General features: G+C 71.5%; 18 protein-coding genes. 7 read left to right on the top strand and 11 right to left on the bottom strand.

The window, feature by feature from the left end:
- Positions 1-122 precede the first annotated feature (122 nt).
- Positions 123-962 (bottom strand): SigB/SigF/SigG family RNA polymerase sigma factor, encoded by an 840-nt coding sequence (locus LGI35_RS06765; RefSeq protein WP_227292984.1) that lies wholly within the window; start codon positions 960-962, stop codon positions 123-125.
- A gap of 303 nt (positions 963-1,265) precedes the next feature.
- Between LGI35_RS06765 and LGI35_RS06760 the strand changes: the two genes are divergently transcribed.
- Positions 1,266-2,123, top strand: a complete 858-nt coding sequence (locus tag LGI35_RS06760) for a VOC family protein (RefSeq protein WP_227292983.1) — start codon at positions 1,266-1,268, stop codon at positions 2,121-2,123.
- A gap of 13 nt (positions 2,124-2,136) precedes the next feature.
- Here the strand turns inward: LGI35_RS06760 and LGI35_RS06755 are convergent, their stop codons facing one another.
- The 4 genes from LGI35_RS06755 to LGI35_RS06740 all read right to left on the bottom strand — a co-directional run bounded on the left by LGI35_RS06755 (position 2,137) and on the right by LGI35_RS06740 (position 7,282).
- Positions 2,137-3,318, bottom strand: a complete 1,182-nt coding sequence (locus LGI35_RS06755; RefSeq protein WP_227292982.1) for an aminotransferase-like domain-containing protein — start codon at positions 3,316-3,318, stop codon at positions 2,137-2,139.
- 118 nt (positions 3,319-3,436) lie between these two features.
- Entirely contained in the window at positions 3,437-3,925 is a 489-nt protein-coding gene (locus LGI35_RS06750; RefSeq protein WP_227292981.1) for a MaoC family dehydratase, read from the bottom strand.
- Between the two features lie 27 nt (positions 3,926-3,952).
- Positions 3,953-5,290, bottom strand: a complete 1,338-nt coding sequence (locus tag LGI35_RS06745; protein ID WP_227300221.1) for an MFS transporter — start codon at positions 5,288-5,290, stop codon at positions 3,953-3,955.
- Between the two features lie 747 nt (positions 5,291-6,037).
- Positions 6,038-7,282 carry an MFS transporter gene (locus tag LGI35_RS06740; protein WP_227292980.1) on the bottom strand — a complete coding sequence of 415 codons (1,245 nt, stop codon included), beginning with the start codon at positions 7,280-7,282 and terminating at the stop codon, positions 6,038-6,040.
- Between the two features lie 58 nt (positions 7,283-7,340).
- Here LGI35_RS06740 and LGI35_RS06735 point away from each other — a divergent pair, with 58 nt between their 5' ends.
- From LGI35_RS06735 to LGI35_RS06720, 4 genes are all read left to right on the top strand, one after another.
- Positions 7,341-8,330, top strand: a complete 990-nt coding sequence (locus LGI35_RS06735; RefSeq protein WP_227292979.1) for a helix-turn-helix domain-containing protein — start codon at positions 7,341-7,343, stop codon at positions 8,328-8,330.
- Positions 8,323-8,565, top strand: a complete 243-nt coding sequence (locus LGI35_RS06730) for a hypothetical protein (RefSeq protein WP_341483349.1) — start codon at positions 8,323-8,325, stop codon at positions 8,563-8,565. Before LGI35_RS06735 ends, LGI35_RS06730 begins: the two co-directional genes overlap by 8 nt.
- Before the next feature lie 133 nt (positions 8,566-8,698).
- Positions 8,699-9,589 carry a hypothetical protein gene (locus LGI35_RS06725; RefSeq protein ID WP_227292978.1) on the top strand — a complete coding sequence of 297 codons (891 nt, stop codon included), beginning with the start codon at positions 8,699-8,701 and terminating at the stop codon, positions 9,587-9,589.
- Positions 9,590-9,712: 123 nt separating this feature from the next.
- Positions 9,713-10,945: a cytochrome P450 gene (locus LGI35_RS06720; RefSeq protein WP_227292977.1), complete on the top strand. Its 1,233-nt coding sequence runs from the start codon at positions 9,713-9,715 to the stop codon at positions 10,943-10,945.
- A 33-nt stretch (positions 10,946-10,978) separates the two neighbouring features.
- On the opposite strand, the gene LGI35_RS06715 is transcribed toward LGI35_RS06720, so the two are convergent.
- Positions 10,979-12,058: a YncE family protein gene (locus tag LGI35_RS06715; RefSeq protein WP_227300220.1), complete on the bottom strand. Its 1,080-nt coding sequence runs from the start codon at positions 12,056-12,058 to the stop codon at positions 10,979-10,981.
- A 29-nt stretch (positions 12,059-12,087) separates the two neighbouring features.
- Positions 12,088-12,684 (bottom strand): ankyrin repeat domain-containing protein, encoded by a 597-nt coding sequence (locus tag LGI35_RS06710; RefSeq protein WP_227292976.1) that lies wholly within the window; start codon positions 12,682-12,684, stop codon positions 12,088-12,090.
- A gap of 511 nt (positions 12,685-13,195) precedes the next feature.
- Between LGI35_RS06710 and LGI35_RS06705 the strand changes: the two genes are divergently transcribed.
- Positions 13,196-13,612 (top strand): NUDIX domain-containing protein, encoded by a 417-nt coding sequence (locus LGI35_RS06705; RefSeq protein WP_227292975.1) that lies wholly within the window; start codon positions 13,196-13,198, stop codon positions 13,610-13,612.
- Between the two features lie 245 nt (positions 13,613-13,857).
- On the top strand, positions 13,858-15,942 hold the full coding sequence (locus tag LGI35_RS06700) for a SpoIIE family protein phosphatase (protein ID WP_227292974.1): 2,085 nt from the start codon (positions 13,858-13,860) through the stop codon (positions 15,940-15,942).
- An 18-nt stretch (positions 15,943-15,960) separates the two neighbouring features.
- Here LGI35_RS06700 and LGI35_RS06695 read toward each other — a convergent pair whose 3' ends face one another.
- The 4 genes from LGI35_RS06695 to LGI35_RS06680 form a co-directional block, all read right to left on the bottom strand.
- A complete protein-coding gene (locus tag LGI35_RS06695) occupies positions 15,961-17,001 on the bottom strand; it encodes an ABC transporter permease (RefSeq protein WP_227292973.1) in 1,041 nt (346 codons plus the stop codon).
- Entirely contained in the window at positions 16,998-17,960 is a 963-nt protein-coding gene (locus LGI35_RS06690; RefSeq protein WP_227292972.1) for an ABC transporter permease, read from the bottom strand. The genes LGI35_RS06695 and LGI35_RS06690 overlap by 4 nt, the downstream gene beginning before the upstream one ends.
- Positions 17,953-19,512 carry a sugar ABC transporter ATP-binding protein gene (locus LGI35_RS06685; protein ID WP_227292971.1) on the bottom strand — a complete coding sequence of 520 codons (1,560 nt, stop codon included), beginning with the start codon at positions 19,510-19,512 and terminating at the stop codon, positions 17,953-17,955. Before LGI35_RS06685 ends, LGI35_RS06690 begins: the two co-directional genes overlap by 8 nt.
- A 101-nt stretch (positions 19,513-19,613) precedes the next feature.
- Positions 19,614-20,711, bottom strand: a complete 1,098-nt coding sequence (locus tag LGI35_RS06680; RefSeq protein WP_227292970.1) for an ABC transporter substrate-binding protein — start codon at positions 20,709-20,711, stop codon at positions 19,614-19,616.
- Between the last annotated feature and the right edge of the window lie 89 nt (positions 20,712-20,800).

Here is a 20,800-nt window from a genome sequence, read left to right as displayed (position 1 = left end):
ATCCTGGCGGCGGCCGCTCCCCGCCGGCCGCCACCCTTGCTCCCACCGGGAGCCGGGGGCAGGGGGCGGAGTGCAACCCCTGATCCCAGTGTCCTCCCCCTGGCCGTGCAAAGCGCCGGGTGTCAGGCGGCCGGCAGGCCGTCGGCCGCCCCGTACTCCCGCGCCGCCTCCGCGCGTACCCGTGCACAGCTCAGGTGGATGAGCCGGGAGACGTGCATCTGAGAGATGCCGAACTTCTCGGCGATGCGGGCCTGCGTCATGCCCTCGAAGAAGCGGAGGTAGAGGATGGCGCGCTCGCGCTCGGGAAGGTGGCGCAGACCCGTCTTGGCGGCTTCGCGGTCCGTGATGAGGTCGTACGCGGTGTCGGGTGCGCCGAGCGCGTCGGCGAGGCTCTGTCCGTCGTGACCGGACGGGGAGAGCTCCGCGTCGAGGGACAGCGCGCTATAGCTCTCGATCGCCTTGAACCCGTCCCGGACCTCCGCCTCGGTCAGTCCCGTGTACGCCGCGATGGCGCCGATGCCGGGCTCGGGGCTGCCGGGGCACTCGGTGAGGTCGCGGCGGGCCGCGCGGACCTTGTTGCGCAGGTCCTGCACGCGGCGTGGGACGTGCACGTCCCACATCCGGTCCCGGAAGTGCCGGCGCAGTTCGCCGGTGATGGTGGGCACGGCGTAGCACTGGAAGGGGCCGCGCTCGGGCTGGTAGTGGTTGATCGCCTTGACCAGTCCCATGGCCGCGACCTGATCCAGGTCCTCCGTGCTCTCGCCCTTGTTGCGATATCGGCGGGCGATGCGGTGAGCCATGGGCAGCCAGGCCTCGACGAGCTCCTCGCACAGGAGATCTCGCTCGGGTCCCTCGGCGAGACCGGCCACGCGTGCGAAGGCGGCCGTCGTGTCGGGGGCGTCGTGGGCGCGGCGCGAGGTCCGACGGTGGTGGGTGGCGACCGCAGTGATGTTAGTGAGCATCGGGATTCGCTCCTCAACGGTGTGCCGGCGCGGGCCGCGGGAACGGGCGCCGGCATCCATCAGGAGCGGTACGCCGCTCGCAGGTAAGTGCCTCCGGTCCGAAGCATCGACATGCGACTGCACTACGATTCTCCGGCCGCACGTCCCCGGATGCGACTCGGCGGGCGCCGCGTCACGGCAGGTCATCGGAGCTCGGCGGACGGTATTTCCTCCAGGACGTGGTGTGTCGGCCGCGGTGTCACGGGTACCCGGTCGCCGCCAGGGCCCTGACCGAGCCCCCCGGGCGAAAGGGGGCGGCCTTTCATGAGCAGCAAGCTGATCTCCAGAACCGGATCGGAGGAGGCCACGTCGCATCACGCGATCCTCGGCTCTCCCTGCTGGGTGAGCCTCGCGGCGCGTGACCTGTCGGCCGCGGAGTCGTTCTACGGCGCTGTCCTGGGCTGGACGTTCCGCGCGGGCACCCTGGGTGAGCGGTTCGTGGTGGCGCTCGCGCAGGGGCGGGCCGTGGCGGGGATCGGAGCGGTCGCTCCGGCTCTGCAGGTTCCCGTCGCGTGGACGCCCTATTTCGCGGTGGCCGACGCGGACGAGACGGTCGGCCGCGTACAGGAGCGCGGTGGCACGGTCGGCGTCGGTCCGATCGGCTTCCCCACCGGGCGGGCGGCCCTCGTGTCCGACCGCGCCGGCGCCGTCTTCGGGATCTGGGCCGGCGCGCTCGTCCGCAACTTCGGCGCGTGGCGCCGGGACGCCCCCCTGTGGCTGCACCTCGTCACACGTGACGCGTTCGACGCCGCGATCTTCTACGGGGAAGTCCTCGGGTGGACGAGCCCGGGCTGCTGCGACGTGCGGTACGAGGACGAGGAGGTCGTCCTCGTCTGTGCGGGGCAGCCGGTGGCCGCGCTCGGCGGCGGGACGCCGGGATCGGCCCCCGACCCGCAGGTGCGGCCGCACTGGCGGGTCCGCTTCACCGTCCGCGATGCCACGGCGTGCGCGCGTGCCGCCGTGGCACACGGCGGAGCGGTCGTGGGCCGGGACGCGGACAGGACGGGTGACTGCGTGACCCTGCTCGACCCCGAGGGCGCCCGGTTCACGGTCTTCGCACCCCGACCGCACGCGGACAGCGGCGCGGAGCCGACGCCGGAGGAGCCCGCGGACCGTCCGTGACCGACGGTCCGCGTCATCCCCGTAGCGCCGCCCCCAGCCGTCCGAGGCCCTCCCGGATCACCTCCGGCGTCTCGCTGACGAAGCACAGGCGCAGCGTGGCCGGGTCGGGCTCGCCCGCGTAGAAGGGGGCCCCGGGCACGTACGCCACGTCGTGGCTGATGGCCGTGCGGAGCAGAGCCGTGGCGTCCGCGCCCCGCGGCAGCCGCGCCCACAGGAACATCCCGCCCTGCGGACGGCTCCACTCGGCGCCGTCCGGCAGGGCGTCCGGAAGCGCCGCGAGCATCGCGTCGCGCCGCTCCCCGTAGGCCTGCCTGACGGTGGCGATGTGCGCGTCGAGGTCACGGTCCGCGAGATAGCGCGCGGCCGCGAGCTGGGTCACCGTCGGCGTGTGCAGGTCGGCGGCCTGCTTGGCGACGGCGCAGGCACGAAGGAGCTCCGCGGGCGCGCGCAGCCAGCCGATGCGCAGGCCGGGCGCCATCACCTTGGAGAAGCTCCCCATGAGCACGGTCCGGTCCTCGGCCCCTGGGTACGAAGCGATCCAGCCGGTCGCCTCACCCTCGTATCGCAGCTCGCCGTACGGGTCGTCCTCCACGATCCACATCCCGCGCCGGGCCGCGACCTCGGCCACCGACGCGCGCTGTGCGTCGCTCATGGTGCGCCCGGTGGGGTTCTGGAAGTTCGGGACGGTGTAGAAGAACTTCGGCCGCTCGCGCCGGACGATGTCGTCCAGGTCCGCGAGGTCCGGCACGGGCACCACGCGGGCGCCCGCGAAGCCGAAGACCTGGAGCGCGGCCAGGTAGCAGGGGTTCTCCACGAGCACGGCGTCGCCCGGCTCGATCAGCGCGGAGGCGAGCAGCGAGAGTCCCTGCTGGGACCCGGTGGTGACGACGAGGTCGTCGGGGGCGGTCGGCAGCCCGCGCGCGCCGACGCGGGCCGCGACGGCCGTACGCAGACCGGGGTCACCCTCGGTCGTGGAGTACTGGAGCGCAGCCTTCGGCTGCTCGCCCAGGACCGCACGGAACGCCTCGGACACGCCCTCGGTGTCGAAGAGTTCGGGTGCGGGCAGCCCGCCCGCGAAGGAGATCACTTCGGGCCGTGCGGTGAGGGCGAGAATCTCCCGTACGGGCGAGGCCGTGACCGTGGCGGCGCGGGCGGCGAGCTGAGGCGGGAGGACCCGGGTGAGAGCAGGTGACATGTACGCACCCTAGAAAGGCCTGTGGCGTGCGCACCGGCTTTTCCAGCATGCGAGAACGCAGGCGAGAAGGGTGGTGCGGTCCCGGCCTCGGCAGCCATCTCGGGTCCGGGTGCCGCCGTCACCGCGTCCGACGCCGCAGGAAGTTCATCGCGGACAGCGTGAGTACGGTTTCGCCGCGCTGGTTGACCACCTCGATGTCGGTGTGCACGATCCCGCGGTCGGGCTTGGACTGCGAGGGACGTGCGGAGACCACCGTCGTACGGATCGACAGGCTGTCCCCGGGCCGCACAGGGCGGGTCCAGCGCAGCTCGTCGACGCCGGGCGAGGCGAGGCTCGCGACCTTGCTCACGTAGTGGTCGGCGTACATGCGCATCATCAGGGAGGCGGTGTGCCAGCCGCTCGCGATCAGCCCCTTGAAGGGGCCCTGCTCCGCGGCCTCGGGATCCGTGTGGATGTCCTGCGGATCGAACTCGCCGGCGAACCGGAGGATCTCCGCCTCGGTCACGGTGACGCTCCCGAACACATAGCTGGACCCGGGAACATAGTCCTCGAAGTAGCGTTCGTGGATAGGGGTGTTGAAGTCCGTGCCGATCGCTGTAGTGGTCATCGAAGGCACGGTAGCCGACCTCCCGGGTCAGGCGGGGGAGCGCGCGGTGGTGACGCGGCGCAGCCCCCGGTCGAACACCGTCAGGAGCAGGAAGAGCGCGCCGGCGCCGAGCATGAACCACGCGAGCTGGTGCATGCCGCCGGTGTCGGCGTGCTGACCGAACGCGGTCGCGGAGGCGGCGGAGGCGACCATCGAGCCGAGGTAGATGAACGTGCGCAGCAGCCCGGACGAGGTGCCGATGCGCTCCGGATCGGCCTGGTAGTACACCGAGTTCTGCAGGGCGAGGCTGTTCAGTCCCTGGGGCACGCCGAAGATGAGGGCGACGGCGAGGAGCAGCCAGATCGGGCTGGTGCCGCCGAGCCGCAACAGCAGTGTGCAGGCGGCGAGTTGGAAGACGGCTCCGATGAGCAGCTTGCCGCGGATGGCCTGACGGCGGCCGGTGAGGGTGGAGACGGCGATACCCATGAGGAAGATCGGCAGTTGTACGAGGCCGGCCTGGGAGGGCGAGAGCCCACGGCCCTCCTCGGCCCATTGCGTGAAGCCGTAGAGGAAAGCGTACGAGACCACGTAGGCGACCAGGGCCCGGGCGTAGGTGGTGAGCAGCGGGGTGTTGCCGGCGAGCACCCTGAGGTCGATGAACGGTACCGGGGCGCGCAGTTCGCGTACCGCGAATGCCGCGGCCGCCGCGGCGGCGATGACGAGCAAGTACCACGTGTCGGCGTGCAGGTTCATCAGGAACAGCAGGAGCGAGAACAGCAGCGCGGCGAACAGCGCCATTCCGGGCAGGTCGAGTTCGGACGCGATGCTCCGGCCGCCGCTGCGGCGCGGGCGGGCCTGCACCGGCAGGCGGCGTGCGCCGAGGATCAGGGCGGCCGCCGCGAGGGGGATGTTGAGGGCGGACGTGGCGCGCCAGCCTCCCACGTCGATGAGGAGCCCGCCGAGGGAGGGCCCGATGACGGCGATCGTCTGGCCGGACACCGCGAGGGTGGTGAGGATGGCGCCGGGACTGTCGCGGCCGGTCCGTTCCGCCTCGCTGCGCAGCAGGGACATCGAGGCGGGGTAGCCGGCGCAGGTGCCGAAGCCGAGCAGTACGCGTGCGGCGATCAGGGAGCCGAGGTTGGGGGCCAGCGCGCCGGCGATGCCCGCGATGCCGACCAGGGACGTGCTGACCAGGAAGAGGCGGCGCGGTCCGAAGAGGTCGATGAGACGTCCGACGACGGGCTGTCCGAGCGCGGTGGCCAGATAGAGCGCCGAGACGAGCCACGCGGTCTGCGAGGGAGGCGCCCCGAACGCCACCCCGATGGGGACGAGGGCCACGGCGACGATCGTGGAGTTGATCGGGTTCAGGACCGAGCCGATGACCATCGGCGGGATCAGCCTGCGGTCGAAGTGGGGCGCGGGGGTGTCGCGCTCGCCGGGGTCGGAATCCGCCGCCGGTCCGTCGGTCGCCCGAGCGGGTATGTCGGGGTTGCTCATGGGCGGGTCAGCCGCTGGCGGGAGTGCGGCGGGGTCTCGGCGTGCTTACTCATGTCTCCACCGTAGATTCGACAGTTTCACCTGTCCAGTTTGAGCTGAGCAGTTTTACTTCCCTTTTGTGCGACGGGTGGCGGCCCGTGCTCTTCGGGTGGGTGGGGGAACGCCTGGGCGGCGCATCCGTGCCGGGGAGTGATGCGCCCGGTGCGAGCGGTATTCGCGCAGGTCGCAGGGGGTGTGGTGGGCGCCGGAGAGTCGTCCGTGCGACAGGGCGCCGATGCCGCCCGGGTATGAAATTCCCCTGTGAGATCCCGGCGATGGTCGGTGAGCAGCCTCACCCACCACCTGCTTCGCCCGCTCCTCAAGGGCCACCCCATGTTCGCCCGCTTCTCAAGGGCCACCCCATGACGGACCGGGCCGACGCACATCCGACGGAGCGCCGCCGTCGACGGCTCGCAACCGTGGGATCCGAACGGCCCCGGGACGGCCACGACCAGCAGGCTTCGGGCTGCCGACCTGGCCCTGGACCTGGACCGAGACGTGGACTGAGACCTGTACCTGGCCCTGGATCGAGACCTGGATCGAGACCGGGACCGACACCTGGACCTGGCCCCAGCGCGCCGGTGATCCGGCGGGCCATCAGGCGGCCGAGCAGGAGTCCGCTGCGGGTGCGGTGGTGTCGGGCCGGCCGTGCGGCAGTCGGCGTACGGCCTTGGAGGCCAGGGGTATCAGCATGGCCGCGGCGGAGACGGCGCCGGCGAACGCGGTCACCTGGAACGCGCCGAACGCCTCGGCCAGCGGGCCCACGCAGAGCTGTCCGACCGGAATCGCGACGTACGACAGCAGGTCGTCGTACGACGAGACGCGCGACAGCACCTGCGCGGGGACGTGCTCCTGGAGCGAGGTGTCCCACGCGACCGCGGTGACGGAGGAGCCGAGCCCCGCGACGAACGCCGCCGCGATCAGCCACGGGGCGTGCGCCTGTGCCCCCAGCGCGATCAGGGGCAGCGCGCCCAGCACCCCGGCCAGCTGCCCGAACCGCAGCAGATGCCGCACCGTCAGCCGGTACATCAGCACACTCGACACCAGCATGCCGACGCCGCGCACACTGAGCACGAAACCCCAGGTCGTCTCGCCGCTGAGCTGCCGGGTGAGCTGGGGGCCGAGGATCTGCCACGTGCCGGTCTGGACGAGGTTCAGCAGGCAGAAGGACAGCGTGCCGACCCACACCCATCGGATCGCGCGGAACGCGCTCCAGCCGTCACGGATGTCGGCCGGCACGGTGCTGTGCGGTGATGCCTCCGAGGCGCCGGCGCGGGGGAGCCGTGCGAGGAATCCGGCCGCGACGAGATACGTGAGCGCGTCGAACGCGATGGCGGGCCCGCTCCCGACCGTCACGACCAGCACGCCCGACAGGCTCGGACCGAGGATCTTCGTGGCGTTGCGGGCCGACCCGAGGAGCGAATTCGCCTGCCGCAGAAGGGACTTGGCGACGAGCTGAGGAACGACGCCGCGCAGCGCCGGGGTGGTGAAGGCGGCGAGCGCGCCGTTGAGGAACTCGAGGGCGGCCACCAGCGGCAGCGAGTAGTGCACGGTCAGCAGGAGCGCGGCGACGGCGCCCTGCGTGAGCGCGGCCCCCAGATGGGCGGTCACCAGGACGGTCCGGCGCGGGAACCGGTCGGCGACGGCGCCGCCCACGAGTAGGAACGCGAGCAGCGGCAGCATGTGGGCGGCGAGGACGAATCCGAGGTCGTGACCGCTGCCCGAGGCATCGAGGACGGCGAAAGCCAGCGCGACCGGAGCCATCGAGCTGCCGAGCAGGGACACCAGACGTCCGGCGAAGAAGGAGCGGAACGCGGCCTGTTGGAGGAGGGAGGAACGCACCGGCCCGAGTGTGCGGAGTCGTCGGCGCGCACGCTAACGTTTCGGCAGGAGGCGAAAGATGGTGCTGCTGCGGTTGAGCCCGATGGCCCTGTCACAGTCCCGGTTCGCGCTGTCGCCGAGCGCCGAGACGCTGGGGTCGATGAGCGTCCTGATGAAGCCCTGCTCCGACCCGTGGCTCATCCCCTGGTACACCCGCCACCACGACGCCTTCCACGCCACGCTCGACGCGGACCCGTTCGCCAGAGGCCTCGTCGAGCTGATCTGCTCGACCAAGTACCTTCCCGGCTACGTGAGCCGCCCGCCGTCCGGCGGAATGCGCACCACGCTCGCCGACGAACTGAAGGCCGTCGCCGCGGCCCGTGACGACGACGTACGCGCGGACCTCGACGCGGCGGTGGCCCGCAGCTGGAAGCGGCACGACCTGGCGTGGCTGACCGGGCACGGGTGGGGAGCCCGGACCGCCGAACTCTTCCGGCAGGTGTGGACGACGCATGTGTCGCCGGACTGGCCACGCCGCCGTGCCCTGTTGGAGCGGGATGTCACGTACCGGGCGGGGCTGCTCGCCGCGTACGGCTGGCCCAGAGCTCTCCAGCGCATGAACCGGCGCAGTGCGTGGGTCGGCGCCGACGCCATCCGCTTCAGTGACCAGCCGGGTCCCGACTGCATCGTCGGCGAGGGCGGAATGCTGTTCGTCCCGGTCTGTGTGACCAGCGGCACCTGGCTGGCCGAGGCGCCTCCCGACCGGTACGCCCTGGTGTACCCGGCCCGTGGCACGGCCGAGAAGTCCGGGCGGGCGCGAGCGCCGCGGGCTCTCGACCGGCTGATCGGCAGCGGCCGCGCCGCCCTCCTCCGCGAACTCGAACGCCCGGCGACCAGCAGCGAACTCGCGGCGCACCTGGGCCAGTCGCTCGGCACCGTCGGCGGCCACCTGGCCGTCCTGCGCGATGCGGACATGGTCGTCGGTACGAGGGTGGGGCGACGGGTGGTCTACCGGCGCACGGAGGCGGGCGACCGCCTCGCCGGTCGCGCAGACACCCCGGATGACTGACCACGGGATCGACGAGGGAATCGACGAGCCGGTCGACGAGGCCATCGGCGAAGCGATGGTGCGATCGCTGCTCGAGAAGCGGTGTCCGGACCTGGCAGGGCTGGAACTCCACCAGCCGGTGAGGGGCTGGGATGCCCAACTGTGGCGGCTGGGCGTCGAGTTGGCGGTACGTCTGCCACGCACGCCTCGCGCCCCGGACCTGCCGCGCAAGGAATACCGCTGGCCGGCCGGCTGACCCTCGACGTGTGCCGGCCTCGTGCCGAGCGCGACACGTTCGCCGGCGCTCGGTGCGACGGCGCGGTGGCGGGTGCACCAGGGCGACCGGCGCGTCTCGGCCGCCTGCGCCGTCCGCACGGCAGAGTGGACATGTGGACGCAGATGATGTCGCCGAGGAGCTCTACCGCCTGCCGCCCGTACAGTTCACGGCCGCGCGCAACGCGCAGGTCGCCGAGGCGAGACGCGCCGGTGACGCGGCCACCGCGCGGCGCATTGCCGCCTTGCACAAGCCGACTCTCGCCGCCTGGGTGTCGAACCTGCTGGCTCGGCAGAAGGAGGAGGCGCGGCAGCTCCTCGAGCTCGCGGAGGCGCTGCGGGAAGCGCACCGTACGCTCGACCCGGAGCAGTTCCGCACCCTCAGCCATCGGCAGCACGTGGTGATCGCGGGCCTCGCGCGACAGGCGGGTGGCCTCGCCAGGCAGGCCGGCCTGCCGGTGAGCCCGAGCGTTCTGCACGAGGTCGAACAGATCCTCCGTGCGGCGCTGGCCGATCCGGAGGTCGCCGAGCAGTGGGCCACCGGCAGGCTGACGAAGGTCCCTGCCATGTCCACGGACTTCCCCGGTGCGGCGCCTTTGGCACAGGTGTCGACGAAGGGCGCGAAGCCCGAAAAGCCCACCCCGGCTCCCGCGATCAGAAGGGCCCCCGACGCCGCCGAGGAGAAGCGCCGCGCCCGCCTCAAGGAGGCGATGAAGGCGGCCACCGAGGCCGCGGCCGAGTCGAGCCGCCGCGACGACGACGTGCGGCGGGCCGAGGAGGAGCACGAGCAGGCCACCGTCCGCCGGTCCGCGGCGGACGAACGCGTCGCACTCCTGACGGCCCAGCTCGGGGAGGCCGAGGAGGAGCGGCGCACCGCTGCCGAGGCTGCGGACGAGGCGTCCGTACGGGTCCGGGACGCCGCACGCGAACAGAAGGCCGCCCGGCGGAAGTCGGCGAGTGCGTCCCGGGCCGTCGAAAGGCTCTCCGGAGGCGATTCCGGTGGCTGAGCGCGAGGGCGGCCCCCTTCGGATCACGAACTGGTCACGCCACCCACCCGTACCCATGTTCTATTGGATGCTGGCGACCGAGATCACGTCAGGGGATACGTGCTCGCGAAACGGAGTGAGGACATGACCGATCCGGCCGCCGCACCACTGGAACTGACCCACACTCAGATCGACGATGCGTCGCACGGACACGGCGTACCGCTGGTGCGGGCGACGCTCCCGGGGACCACGACCCCCGTGTGGCTGGCCACGCGCTACGACGTGGTGAAGGCGGCGCTCGGCGACACCCGTTTCGTGCGGGACCTGGCGAGGGTTCCGGGTGCGCAGGGCGCAGGTGTGGGCGCGGAACTGCTCGACGACGCGGGGCTGCCGCCGGAGTACCGGCAGTACCTGGAGATCCTCGTGATGGTCGACGGGCCCGAGCACACCCGCCTGCGCACGCACGTGATGCGGGCCTTCGCGCCGCGCCGGATCGCCGCGCTGCGTCCGCGCATCGAGCGCATCGTGCAGGACGTGACCGGTGAACTCGCCTCGAAGGGCGACCAGTTCGACCTCCTGAGTGCCTTCGCGTACCCGGTCATGACGGACGTCATCTGCGAGATCATCGGCGTGGACGTGGCCGACCGGCCGAAGGTGAGCGGCTGGATCAGGGACTACGAGTCCGGTGAGCCGGACCGGTTCCTGCCCGGCATCGACCACCTCGCCGAGTACATCGGCGAACTGCTCGACCTCCGTGGCCCGGCGCCCAGGGAGGACCTGGTCTCCGATCTGCTGCGCTCCAGCGCGACGGTGGCAGAGGGGCAGCGCCTCACGCGCCAGGAGATGATCGCGCTCGTCTTCCTGCTGATCAACACGGGTATCGCGCCGCCCGCGTTCTTCATCACCGACGCGGTCCTCACCCTCCTCGACCACCCGCAGGAGGCGGCCCGGCTGCGGGCGGAGCGCGACCTGCTGCCGCGCGCCGTCCAGGAGTTGCTCCGTCACGTGTCCGCGGTGCGGGTCGGCGCCACCCTGTACGCCACCGAGGACGTGCGACTCGGCGGCGTCCTCGTACGCCAGGGGGAGGGCGTGACGAGCGGTCTGCTCGCCGCCAACCGCGACCCGGGAACCTTCGACGACGCCACGCGGCTCGACCTCACGCGCGAGGTGGCGCGCGGAGCCGGGCACATCGCGTACGGGCACGGCGCGCACCGCTGCATCGGCGCCGCGCTCGCCAACCTCCAGACCGAGGTGATCCTCGACGAGCTGTTCCTGCGCCGGGACGGTCTCAAGCTGGCCGTCGACCGGGACGCCGTCGAGCGTGTCGGATTCGCGGGCGACGGCACCTACCCGATCGCGCTGCCGGTCCGCATCTGAGTCAGGCCCGGACGCGCTCGGGGCGGGACCCGGTCACAGTACGGCGATGCCCAGCGGCCGATGACCTGCGGGCAGCCGGTGGGTGTCCCCGCTCTTCAGGTCCACGACGGTGATCCCGTCCCAGAATCCGTCCCGGGTGAAGCCCCCGGTGACGTAGGCGGTGCGGCCGTCGCGTGACGTGGCGACGTCCTCGTGCGGGCCGTCGAGGGGGACGACGCGCTCCTTCCCGTCGGTGGTGCGGATCGTCAGCGAGGCGTCGTTGTCGCCGGCGCTGATCGGTCCCGTGCCGACGGCGAGCAGGGTGCCGTCGGGGGTGAGCCGGGCGCCGTGCTGGTGCGTGTCGGCGGTCATCGGTTCGACGGCGACCTTGCCGGTGCGCGGGTCGAGTACGGCCAGCTTCTCGCCCTCGAAGGGCAGCAGGAGCTTCCCGTCGTCGCGCACGGCGGCGTAGTGCGGCTTCAGCCACGAGCCGAGTCCGCCCTCCGTGCCGTACGGCGCGACCTCGAACCGGCGCGGGGCGAGCGTGTCGGCGCGTACGGCGGTCACGTCGAACGAGTCGTGGCCGGTGGCGTACACCTCGCCGCCGTCGCGCGAGACGTCGACATCGAAGGGGCGACGGCCGACCGGGACGGTGTCCGTGACCTTCCGTGTCGCCGTGTCGATGACCTCCAACACCCCTTCCTCGTCAGGGACGTTGACGCCCACGTAGACATGCTTTCCATCGGGCGCCAGGGCGATGCCCATGCCGCCGCCGCGGTACTCGCCGGTCGTGGCGGGGCCGGTCTCCGTCGTGTACGGGATGCGGCCGACGTTCTCGCGCGTCTCGGTGTCGACGACGGCCACTCCTTCGGCCGTCGCCACCCAGGCCCGGCCGTCCTTGCCGACGGCGAGCCCGTACGGTGCCGTGCCCACCTTCACCGAGCCGAGTGTGCCGCGCTCCGGATCCACGAACGTGACCGTGTCGCTGCCGAAGTCGGCCACCAGCAAGGTGCCCTGAACGGTGCGCGCGGGCGCCGGCGCCGAGGGGGTGGCGGTGGCGGCCGGGGGCGCGGACGCCGTGGAGCCGGCGGCGCCGGTCGCCGTGCACCCCGCCGCGAGGAGGACGACGGCCATCGCCCCGAGCGCGCCGCGCGCGCGGGCCGTCACGCCGCCGCCCTGAGCAGCGCCGCGAGCGCGTCGAAGCCACGCCGTTCCGCGTGTTCCAGGGCCGTGACGCCGTCCGCGTCCGCGAGGTCCGGGCGGGCGCCCGCCGCGAGCAGCAGCTCCACGATCTCCTGGTGCGCGCGGCCCCCGTCGCCGAGGATCACGGCTTCCAGGAGCGCGGTCCAGCCGAGATCGTTGACGTGGTTGACGTCGATGTCCGTCTCCCGGAGCACCGCCCTCACGTACGCGACGTGACCGCGCTCGCTCGCGGGGATCACCGAGACGCCACCGTAGCGGTTGCGCAGAGTGACATCGGGGGCCGCCGGGAGGAGGACGCGCATCATCGCGACGCTGCCGGTCACGCCGGTGACGAGCCACGGGCTGTCGTGCCGCCGGTCCTGGGCGTCCGGGTCCGCACCGGCCGAGACCAGGACCCGCGCGGCCTGGACGTGATCATTGAGAGCGGCAAGGAGCAGCGGGGAGCGCAGTTCCTCGTCACAGGTCGCCACCGAGGCCCCGGCGTCAAGGGCCGCGCGCACCTCGGCGGCGTCACCGCGCCGGGCGGCCTCCAGGAGTCGGCGGTCGCGGTCGTGCATCTCGGTGCTCCAAGTCCGTAGGGAAGGAACGGGGGCGCCTGCGATGTCCGTTCCGGAGTCCATTCTCCGGCCACGTCCCGCGCTCACCGGTCGGCCTGCCGTCTGCGCCGAGGGACCTCTACGGACGACACCGGGGTCCACCGATCGGCTGATGCCCACGGGGCCGGCCGACGGACGGAACGAAGAGGAAGGCCCCCTCCGTACCCGGCGGGGGAGCGGAGGGGGCCGTGATGGAGGCCCGCCCTCAGGGTGTGCACCGGTTGCCGTCGCCACGACAGGAACCCGAAGACGTCCTCGGGTATCTCAACGAGCCGGCATGTGCCATGTTCTGCCATGGGCGCGCAGGGCACCCGCACGTGGCCGATCGGCGTGTCACGTTGACGCGTTGTGCGGGCTCTGTAGGTTCGGCGGGATTCCTGACCGCGCGGGGCGCGTGATCGATAGGTTGTTCCCCTACATCGGCCGTCATCGAGGACGGTGATGTCCGCAGTGGTGCAACGTGGGAGGTCAGATGCGTTCGCGAGTCTCGGCGTATGCGATCGCTGTCATGGAGGAGCAGTTGCTGCTGACCCAACTCGCGGACAGCTCACCGGTCTTCGAGCCCGGCCTGTGGCACCTGCCCGGTGGCGGGATCGACCCGGGGGAACAGCCGCACGAGACGCTGGGGCGCGAACTGTACGAGGAGACGGGCCTGGAACTCCTGGACGCCCGGCTGGTCGACGCGCGGGCGTACACCGCTCACCGGCTCGGCATCGACTGGCATCTGGTGGGGCTCTTCTACCGCGTCGACCTCAAGCCCGGTCCCGTCCGAGTGACCAAGGCGGACGACTCCACCAGCGCCGTCACCTGGATGCCCCTGTCCGGCTTGCGGGAATCGCTGCTGTCCCCCGCGGCGGTCGACAGTCTGGCGATGATCGGCACCCGATAGATCCACCGGCCCTGCGTGGGTACGGCCCACCAGCAGCGGAGGAAGCGAACATGACCTTCCCCGGGAAAGGGGCATAAAATGCCGTGGGGAGTCTGGAGGCAGCATGGCCGAGAATCTGGACCGCGCCACACGCCGGGGCTCCGGCTGACAACATACTCGTCCTCGATGGAGTCGATGACATCCCGAACCGGGCTGATCTTCTTCAGCCGTCCCTCGGACCCCGGCGATTCTGGGGAGGTGTCTGGATGGATGCGATCGGATCGTCGCGGACGAGCCTGACGGCGGGCACGGTATCCGAGCCCGGCGGCCTTCTGGATGCCCTGGCGGTTGCCGCGGTGATGGTCGACGCCGAGGGCCGGATCAGCCTGTGGAGCCCCCAGGCCGAGGAACTGTTCGGGTTCAGCGCCGACGAGGCGCTCGGGCAGCGGGCCGCCCAGCTCCTGGTCGCCCCGGAGAACGTCGATCTCGTGCTCAGCCTGTTCGCCGAGGTCATGGAGAGCGGCCGGAGCTGGGCAGGTGTCTTCCCCGTACGCCACAAGGACGGCAGCACCCGCCTGGTGGAGTTCCGCAACATGCGGCTCCACGACGAACTCGGGGACGTCTACGCCCTGGGCATCGCCAGCGACCGCGCCCTCCTGCGCAGCGTCGAGCGGGACCTCGCGCTGTCCGTGCAACTCGTGGCCCAGTCACCGATCGGCCTCGCGGTCCTCGACACGAACCTGCGCTACGTGATGGTCAACCCCGCGCTGGAACGGATCAACGCCCTGCCCGCCGAGCAGCACATCGGCCGCGGTGTCGGGGAGGCCCTTCCGTTCCTGGACACCGAAGCCATCACGTCCACCATGCGCCAGGTCCTGGCCACCGGCGTCCCGCTCCTCAACGAGTTCACCGTCGGCCGCCCCGGCGGCGCCACCGACGTGGAACACGCCTGGTCGGTGTCCTACTACCGGCTGGACGACCCGGTCGGCCGGGTCCTCGGCCTCGCGATCTCCGTGGTGGACGTGAGCGAACAGCACCGGGCCTCGCAGGAAGCCGCCCGGGCCCGCCGGCGCCTGGCCGTCATCGCCGACGCGTCCACGACCGTGGGAACCACCCTGGACGTCGAACAGACCGCGCACGAACTGGCGTCGGTGGTCGTCCCCGAGCTGGCCGACCTGGCGGCGGTCGACATCCTCGACGCCGTGCTCCTCGGCCGGCGCCAGGCCACCCCCACTGCAGGAGGACCCGCTCTGTTCCGGGCGCTGGCGGTCACGGCGGCCTACTCCACCAACGCGCTCCACGCCGCCGACACCCCGGGGCAGATCGCCAGCTACGCGGCCGACCGGTACATCACGCAGTGCGTGACGTCAGGGCGGCCGGTGCTGGTGGAGCACGTGAGCGAGGAGGACCTGGAGCGCATCGCCCCCGATCCGGAGGCCGCCCGGGTCCTGTCCCGCGCGGGACTGCACTCCTATCTGGCAGTGCCGCTCATCGCGCGCGGCGAGGTGCTCGGCGCGCTGGACCTGGGCCGCGCCAGGAACGCGCTGCCGTTCGACGAGGACGACGTCGTCCTCGCCGGTGAACTGGCCGCCCGAGCGGCGGTCTGCATCGACAACGCCCGCTCGTACCAGAGCGAACGCCGCACCGCCCTGACCCTCCAGCGCCACCTGCTCCCGCCCAGGCCGCCCCGCAGGCCCGGCCTGGAGATCGCCTACCGCTACCAGCCCGCCCAGTCGGCCAGCGAGATCGGCGGCGACTGGTTCGACACCATCCCGGTGGCCGGGGACAAGACCGCCCTCGTCATCGGCGACGTCATGGGCAGCGGCATAAACGCCGCCGCCACCATGGGCCAACTGCGCACCGCCACCCGCACACTGGCCGACCTCGACCTCGCACCGGCCGAAGTGCTGCGCCATCTCGACCACACCGCCGCCGAACTCGACCCCGCGTTCGCCACGTGCATCTACGCCGTGTACGACCCGCACAGCGGCGAGTGCCGGATCGCCGTCGCGGGCCACCTGCCGCCCATCCTGGTCAAACCGGGCGGGCGCCCCGAACTGCTCGACCTGCCCTCGGGAACACCCCTCGGCGTCGGCGACATCGCCTTCCAGGAGACGACCGTGAGGATGGAGTGCGGCGACCAACTCGTGCTCTACACCGACGGGTTGATCGAGACGCGCTCCGACGCGATAGACGCCCGCATCAACACCCTGCTCGCTCTGCTCTCCGACCCGCAGGGGTCCCTGGACGAGGTCTGCGACCACCTCCTGGTCGCACTGCGCGATCAGGACGACCACGACGACGTGGCCCTCCTGATCGCCCGGGCCCGCCCGCTCGGCACCACGGGGTAGGGGCACGGTGCCCAGCGGTCACAGCAACTGCCGCCTGCGGCCGAGCCACGTCTGCGCGATGACCACGACCGCCAGGAACGCGCCGCTGACGACCTGCTGGTAGGAGGAGTCGAGGGAGCCGATCTGGTTGATGACGTTCTGGATGACCTTCAGGAGCAGTACGCCCACCAGGGAGCCGCTGACATAGCCGAGGCCGCCGGTCAGCAGCGTGCCGCCGATGACGACCGCGGATATGGCCTCCAGTTCCATGCCGTTGCCGAGAATCGTGACGCCGGAGGCCAGCCAGGCGGCGTTGAGCGCGCCGGCCAGGCCCGCGAGGACGCCGGACAGCGTATAGACGATGATCTTGGTGCGGGCCACGGGAGCACCCATGAGAGCGGCCGCGTCCTCGTTGCCGCCGACCGCGTAGACATGCTGGCCGAAGCGGCTGCGGCGAAGGACCACCGCGCCCGCCACGAACAGGACCAGGGTGATCCACACGGGGTTGCCGAGGCCGAGGGTCGTGCCCTGGCCGAGCTCCGCGAGGAACGAGCCCTTGGCGACGAGATAGGTGTCGGCGCCCTCGTCGGTGAGGGACAGCATCAGGCCGCGCGCGCCCAGCATCGCGGCCAGCGTGACGATGAAGGGAGCGAGCCGCGAGCGGGCGATCAGCAGGCCGTTGACCACACCGATGAGACCACAGACCGCCATCGGCAGCAGGAGCGCCACCAAGGTGCCGTACTGCGAACCCCACGCGGCCAGAACGCCGCCCAGAGCAAAGAGGGAGCCGACGGACAGGTCGATGCCGCCGGTGATGATGACGAAGGTCATGCCGAGCGCGACGACCGCCAGGAACGCCGAACTCGTCGCCATGTTGGACAAGTTGTCCCCGGTGGCGAACGAGTCGAAGCTCAGTGACGCCACCGCCGACACGATCACGAGGACCGCCAGCGCGCCGTGCTGCTGGACCAGCGCGCTCAGCCGCTCGGAGCGACTGCTGCCCACGGGATCGGCCGCGTCGAGGAGTTCCTTCTCCGTACGGGCCACGGCCTCTTCCGTCTCCGTCCTGGTCGCCGTCATCGCTTCCCCCGTCCGCGCGCCGCGTACACCGCCAGCACGATCACGATGGCCTGCGCGATCTGCGTCCACGAAGGCGGCAGATCGTGCTTGATGAGGGTGGCGGTGAGCAGCTGGATGAGGACGGCGCCCGCCACCGTTCCGGCGATGTTGACCCTGCCGCCGCTCAGGGGGGTGCCGCCGACCACCACCGCGGTGATCGCGGACAGCTCCATCAGATTGCCCAGCGACGTGGGATCGCTGGCCTGGAGCCGCGCGGTCGCGAGCACACCCGCGACGGCGGCGAGGAGCGCGCACGCCACGTAGACGAGCATCAGGACCCGGCGCACCGGCAGCCCCGCGAGCTTCGCCGCCGCCCGGTTGTCGCCGATGGCGAGCAACTGCCGCCCGAAGGTGGTGCGCCGGATGACGAAGGCCACCAGCAGCGCGAGCGCGGCGGCGATGACGATGAGGTACGGGATGCCGAGGACGTCACCAGAACCGAGCGACGCGAGCGCCGGGTTGTGCAGGTCCTTGAGCTGTGGCAGCAGCACCAGGGCGATGCCGCGGCCGCCGACCATGAGGGCGAGCGTGGCCACGATCGGCTGGACGCCGACCCAGGCGACCAGCGCCCCGTTGGCCAGGCCCACCACGGCGGCGAACACGGCCACCGTGAGCAGGGCCGGCACGAGCCCGTACCCCAGATAGAGGGCCGTGACCGAGGCCGCGAGCGCCATGACGGCGCCCACGGACAGGTCGATGCCCTCGGTGCCGATGGCCAGGGCCATGCCGAGCGCGACGATGATCACGGGCGCGACCTGCACGGCCTGCGTCCGGAAGTTCTCGGCGGACAGGAAGTGCGGGGTGACGGCGACATTGACGACGAGCAGCACGGCCACGCCCGCGTACACGCCGTACGTCTGCATCCACTGCAGGACGCGGGCGCGGTCGAGGCCGGCCGGCCGTATCGCGGCCTCAGCCATGGCGGGTCACCTCCCTGGCGGCATCGGGGGCGGGGCTGCCCGCCGCGATGGTCTGCATCAGCTTGTCCTCCGTGACGTCGTCGCCGGTCAGTTCGCCGACGACCGCGCCGTCCTTCAGCACGACCACGCGGTCGGACCCTTCGATGAGTTCCTCCAGGTCGGAGGAGATGAGCAGGACACCGAGGCCGTCCTCGGCCAGTTCGTCGACCAGCTTCTGCACCTCGGCCTTGGCGCCCACGTCGATACCGCGCGTGGGCTCGTCCAGGAGCAGCACCTTGGGGTTCATGGCCAGCCAGCGGGCCAGGAGCACCTTCTGCTGGTTGCCTCCGGACAGCTCGCCGACCTTCTGGTGCGGCGAGGAGGCCTTGATACGGAGCCTCTTGACGAAGGTGTCCACGATCTTGTCGACCTGGGCCTCGGAGACCAGACCGAAGCGGGAGAGCCTCGGCAGCGCGGCCAGCGCGATGTTCTCGCGCACGGAGAGCCCGGGGACGATGCCCTCGCTCTTGCGGTCCTCGGGCAGCAGGCTGATGCCGGCGCGGATGGCGGCGGGCGTGGATCCCGCGCGCAGCGGGACACCGGCCACCGTGACGCTGCCCGCCTTCGACGCCAGCGCGCCGGAGATCGCCTTCGCGGTCTCCGTGCGCCCCGAACCCAGCAGCCCGCCCAGACCGACGACCTCGCCGGGACGGATGTCCAGCGAGACCCCGTGCAGCTTGTGAGGAACTGTCAGATCCCGTGCGCTGAGAACGGGTTCGGAGTCGGCGGCATGGTGGTCGCCGGTGAACTTGGTCAGGCCCTCACTGCGGACCTCGCCCAGGTCACGCCCCAGCATCGTGGACACCAGGGTGAGACGGTCCAGATCGGCGAGCGGTCCGGTGTGCACGCGGCAGCCGTCCCGCAGCACCGTCACCGTGTCGCACATCGCGTACAGCTCGTCGAGCCGGTGGCTGACGTAGATGACGGCGATCCCGTCTGCGCGCAGCCGGCGGATCACCTCGAACAGGGTCTCCACCTCACGCGGTTCGAGGGAGGAGGTCGGCTCGTCCATGATGACGACACGCGCGTCGGTGGCGACGGCCCGGGCCAGGGCCACCATCTGCTGGGCGCCGACGCCCAGCGTCCGCAGCGGCTGCCGCACGTCCACCCGCACCCCGTACGCGCGCAGCGTCTCCTCGGCCTCGCGGTGCATGCGGCCGAAGTCGAGCAGCCCGAACCGGTTGCGCGGCTCGCGCCCCAGGAAGAGGTTGCGGGCCACGCTCAACAGCGGGATGAGGTTGACCTCTTGGTAGATCGTGGAGATGCCCGCGTGCTGGGCCTCCAGCGGCGTGGCGAAGGAGACCGGGCGGCCCTGGAAGGTGATGTCTCCCGCGTCGGGCCGGTACACACCGGTGAGCACCTTGATGAGCGTCGACTTGCCGGCGCCGTTCTCGCCGATCAGGGCGTGGACCTCACCGGCGTGCAGCGCGAGGTCCACATCGTCCAGGGCCCGGACACCGGGGAACGACTTGCTGAGTCCGCGGACGGTGAGGACTTCGGCGGAGGGAGCCACCTGTGCCTCCAGGGTGGGTGAGGGCTAGGGCAGGGGAGGGGAGTGGATCAGGGGCGGGGGTGGGCCGGTTCGGGCCCACCCTCCGCCCGCCTGAAACTGCGTCAGAAGGCCTTGCCGATGTCCGACTTGGCGTTCTTCGCGTCGTAGGCCCCGTCCTGGATGATGACGTCCTGGGGGACTTCCTTGCCCTGGGTGAACGTGTCGAGGGTCTGGAAGGCGAGCGGGCCGAAGCGCGGGTTGGACTCGATGACACCGCTGATCCAGCCGTCGACGATGCCCTGGACCGCGTTGCGCGTTCCGTCGACCGTCACGATCTTCACGTCACCGGCCTTCTTGCCGGCGCCCTTGAGCGCGGCGACCGCGCCGAGGCCCATCTCGTCGTTCTCGGCGTAGATCCCCTTGATGCCGGGCTTCGACTGGATCAGCTGCTCGGTGACCTGCTGGCCCTTCTCGCGGGCGAAGTCGCCGGTCTGCTGGAAGACGACCTTGAGGTCCGGGGCCTTCTCCTTGATGCGGTCCTTGAAGCCCTTGGTGCGCTCGGTGGTGACGTTGTTGCCCGCGGCGCCGAGCAGGATCGCGACCTCGCCCTTGCCGCCGGTCGCCTCGATCATCTGGTCGGCGGCGCGCTTGCCCTGGTCGACGAAGTCCGACGCGATGAAGCTGACGTAGTCCTTGCACGCCGTGGCGTTGATCTTGCGGTCGATGGTGACGATCGGCACCTTCTTGGCCGCGGCGGCCTTCAACACCGGCTCCCAGCCGTCCGAGTTGAGCGGGGCGATCACCAGCAGGTCGGCGCCCTTGGCGAGAAGGTCCTGCACATCGCTGATCTGCTTGGAGAACTGCGACTGGGCGTTGGCGGTGAGCAGCTTCAGGCCGCGCTTGCTCGCCTCGGCCTTGATCGAGGCCGTCTCCGCGATCCGGAAGGGGTTGGCCTCCTTCTCGGACTGCGAGAAGCCGACCGTGGCGTTCTTGAGGTCGAGCTTCTTCCCGCCGTACGCGTCGATCGTGCAGCCCTTGCTGCCGGGCTTCGGCGTGACGACCTTCTGGCCCGCGTCGGCGGCGGACGCGGAGGAGTCGGACTTGTTCGCGGCGTCGTCCTCGGACTTGGCGCAGCCGGAGGCGGTGAGGGCCATGGCGGCGGCCAGGGCCACGATCACAGGGCGGGCGGTGAGGTGACGGCGGTGGGTGAAGTGCTTCATGGTGACCCCGATCCGGGTGGCGCGGCGACGGAGGGTTGGCAGGAGCAGCGCGGGCGGCGCGTATGCGGCTCGACGAGGCGAGAGCCTCG

This window comes from Streptomyces longhuiensis, from assembly GCF_020616555.1.
Lineage (GTDB): Bacteria > Actinomycetota > Actinomycetes > Streptomycetales > Streptomycetaceae > Streptomyces > Streptomyces longhuiensis.
This window is presented reverse-complemented; position numbering and strand designations above follow the sequence as displayed.

Coding starts and splice junctions, on each gene's coding strand:
- LGI35_RS06760 (WP_227292983.1), top strand. CDS start 1,266: ATGAGCAGCAAGCTGATCTCCAGAACCGGATCGGAGGAGGCCACGTCG.
- LGI35_RS06730 (WP_341483349.1), top strand. CDS start 8,323: ATGACTGACCACGGGATCGACGAGGGAATCGACGAGCCGGTCGACGAG.
- LGI35_RS06755 (WP_227292982.1), bottom strand. CDS start 3,318: ATGTCACCTGCTCTCACCCGGGTCCTCCCGCCTCAGCTCGCCGCCCGC.
- LGI35_RS06710 (WP_227292976.1), bottom strand. CDS start 12,684: ATGCACGACCGCGACCGCCGACTCCTGGAGGCCGCCCGGCGCGGTGAC.
- LGI35_RS06715 (WP_227300220.1), bottom strand. CDS start 12,058: ATGGCCGTCGTCCTCCTCGCGGCGGGGTGCACGGCGACCGGCGCCGCC.
- LGI35_RS06750 (WP_227292981.1), bottom strand. CDS start 3,925: ATGACCACTACAGCGATCGGCACGGACTTCAACACCCCTATCCACGAA.
- LGI35_RS06690 (WP_227292972.1), bottom strand. CDS start 17,960: ATGGCTGAGGCCGCGATACGGCCGGCCGGCCTCGACCGCGCCCGCGTC.
- LGI35_RS06705 (WP_227292975.1), top strand. CDS start 13,196: ATGCGTTCGCGAGTCTCGGCGTATGCGATCGCTGTCATGGAGGAGCAG.
- LGI35_RS06720 (WP_227292977.1), top strand. CDS start 9,713: ATGACCGATCCGGCCGCCGCACCACTGGAACTGACCCACACTCAGATC.
- LGI35_RS06745 (WP_227300221.1), bottom strand. CDS start 5,290: ATGGTCATCGGCTCGGTCCTGAACCCGATCAACTCCACGATCGTCGCC.
- LGI35_RS06765 (WP_227292984.1), bottom strand. CDS start 962: ATGCTCACTAACATCACTGCGGTCGCCACCCACCACCGTCGGACCTCG.
- LGI35_RS06695 (WP_227292973.1), bottom strand. CDS start 17,001: ATGACGGCGACCAGGACGGAGACGGAAGAGGCCGTGGCCCGTACGGAG.
- LGI35_RS06680 (WP_227292970.1), bottom strand. CDS start 20,711: ATGAAGCACTTCACCCACCGCCGTCACCTCACCGCCCGCCCTGTGATC.
- LGI35_RS06700 (WP_227292974.1), top strand. CDS start 13,858: ATGGATGCGATCGGATCGTCGCGGACGAGCCTGACGGCGGGCACGGTA.
- LGI35_RS06735 (WP_227292979.1), top strand. CDS start 7,341: ATGGTGCTGCTGCGGTTGAGCCCGATGGCCCTGTCACAGTCCCGGTTC.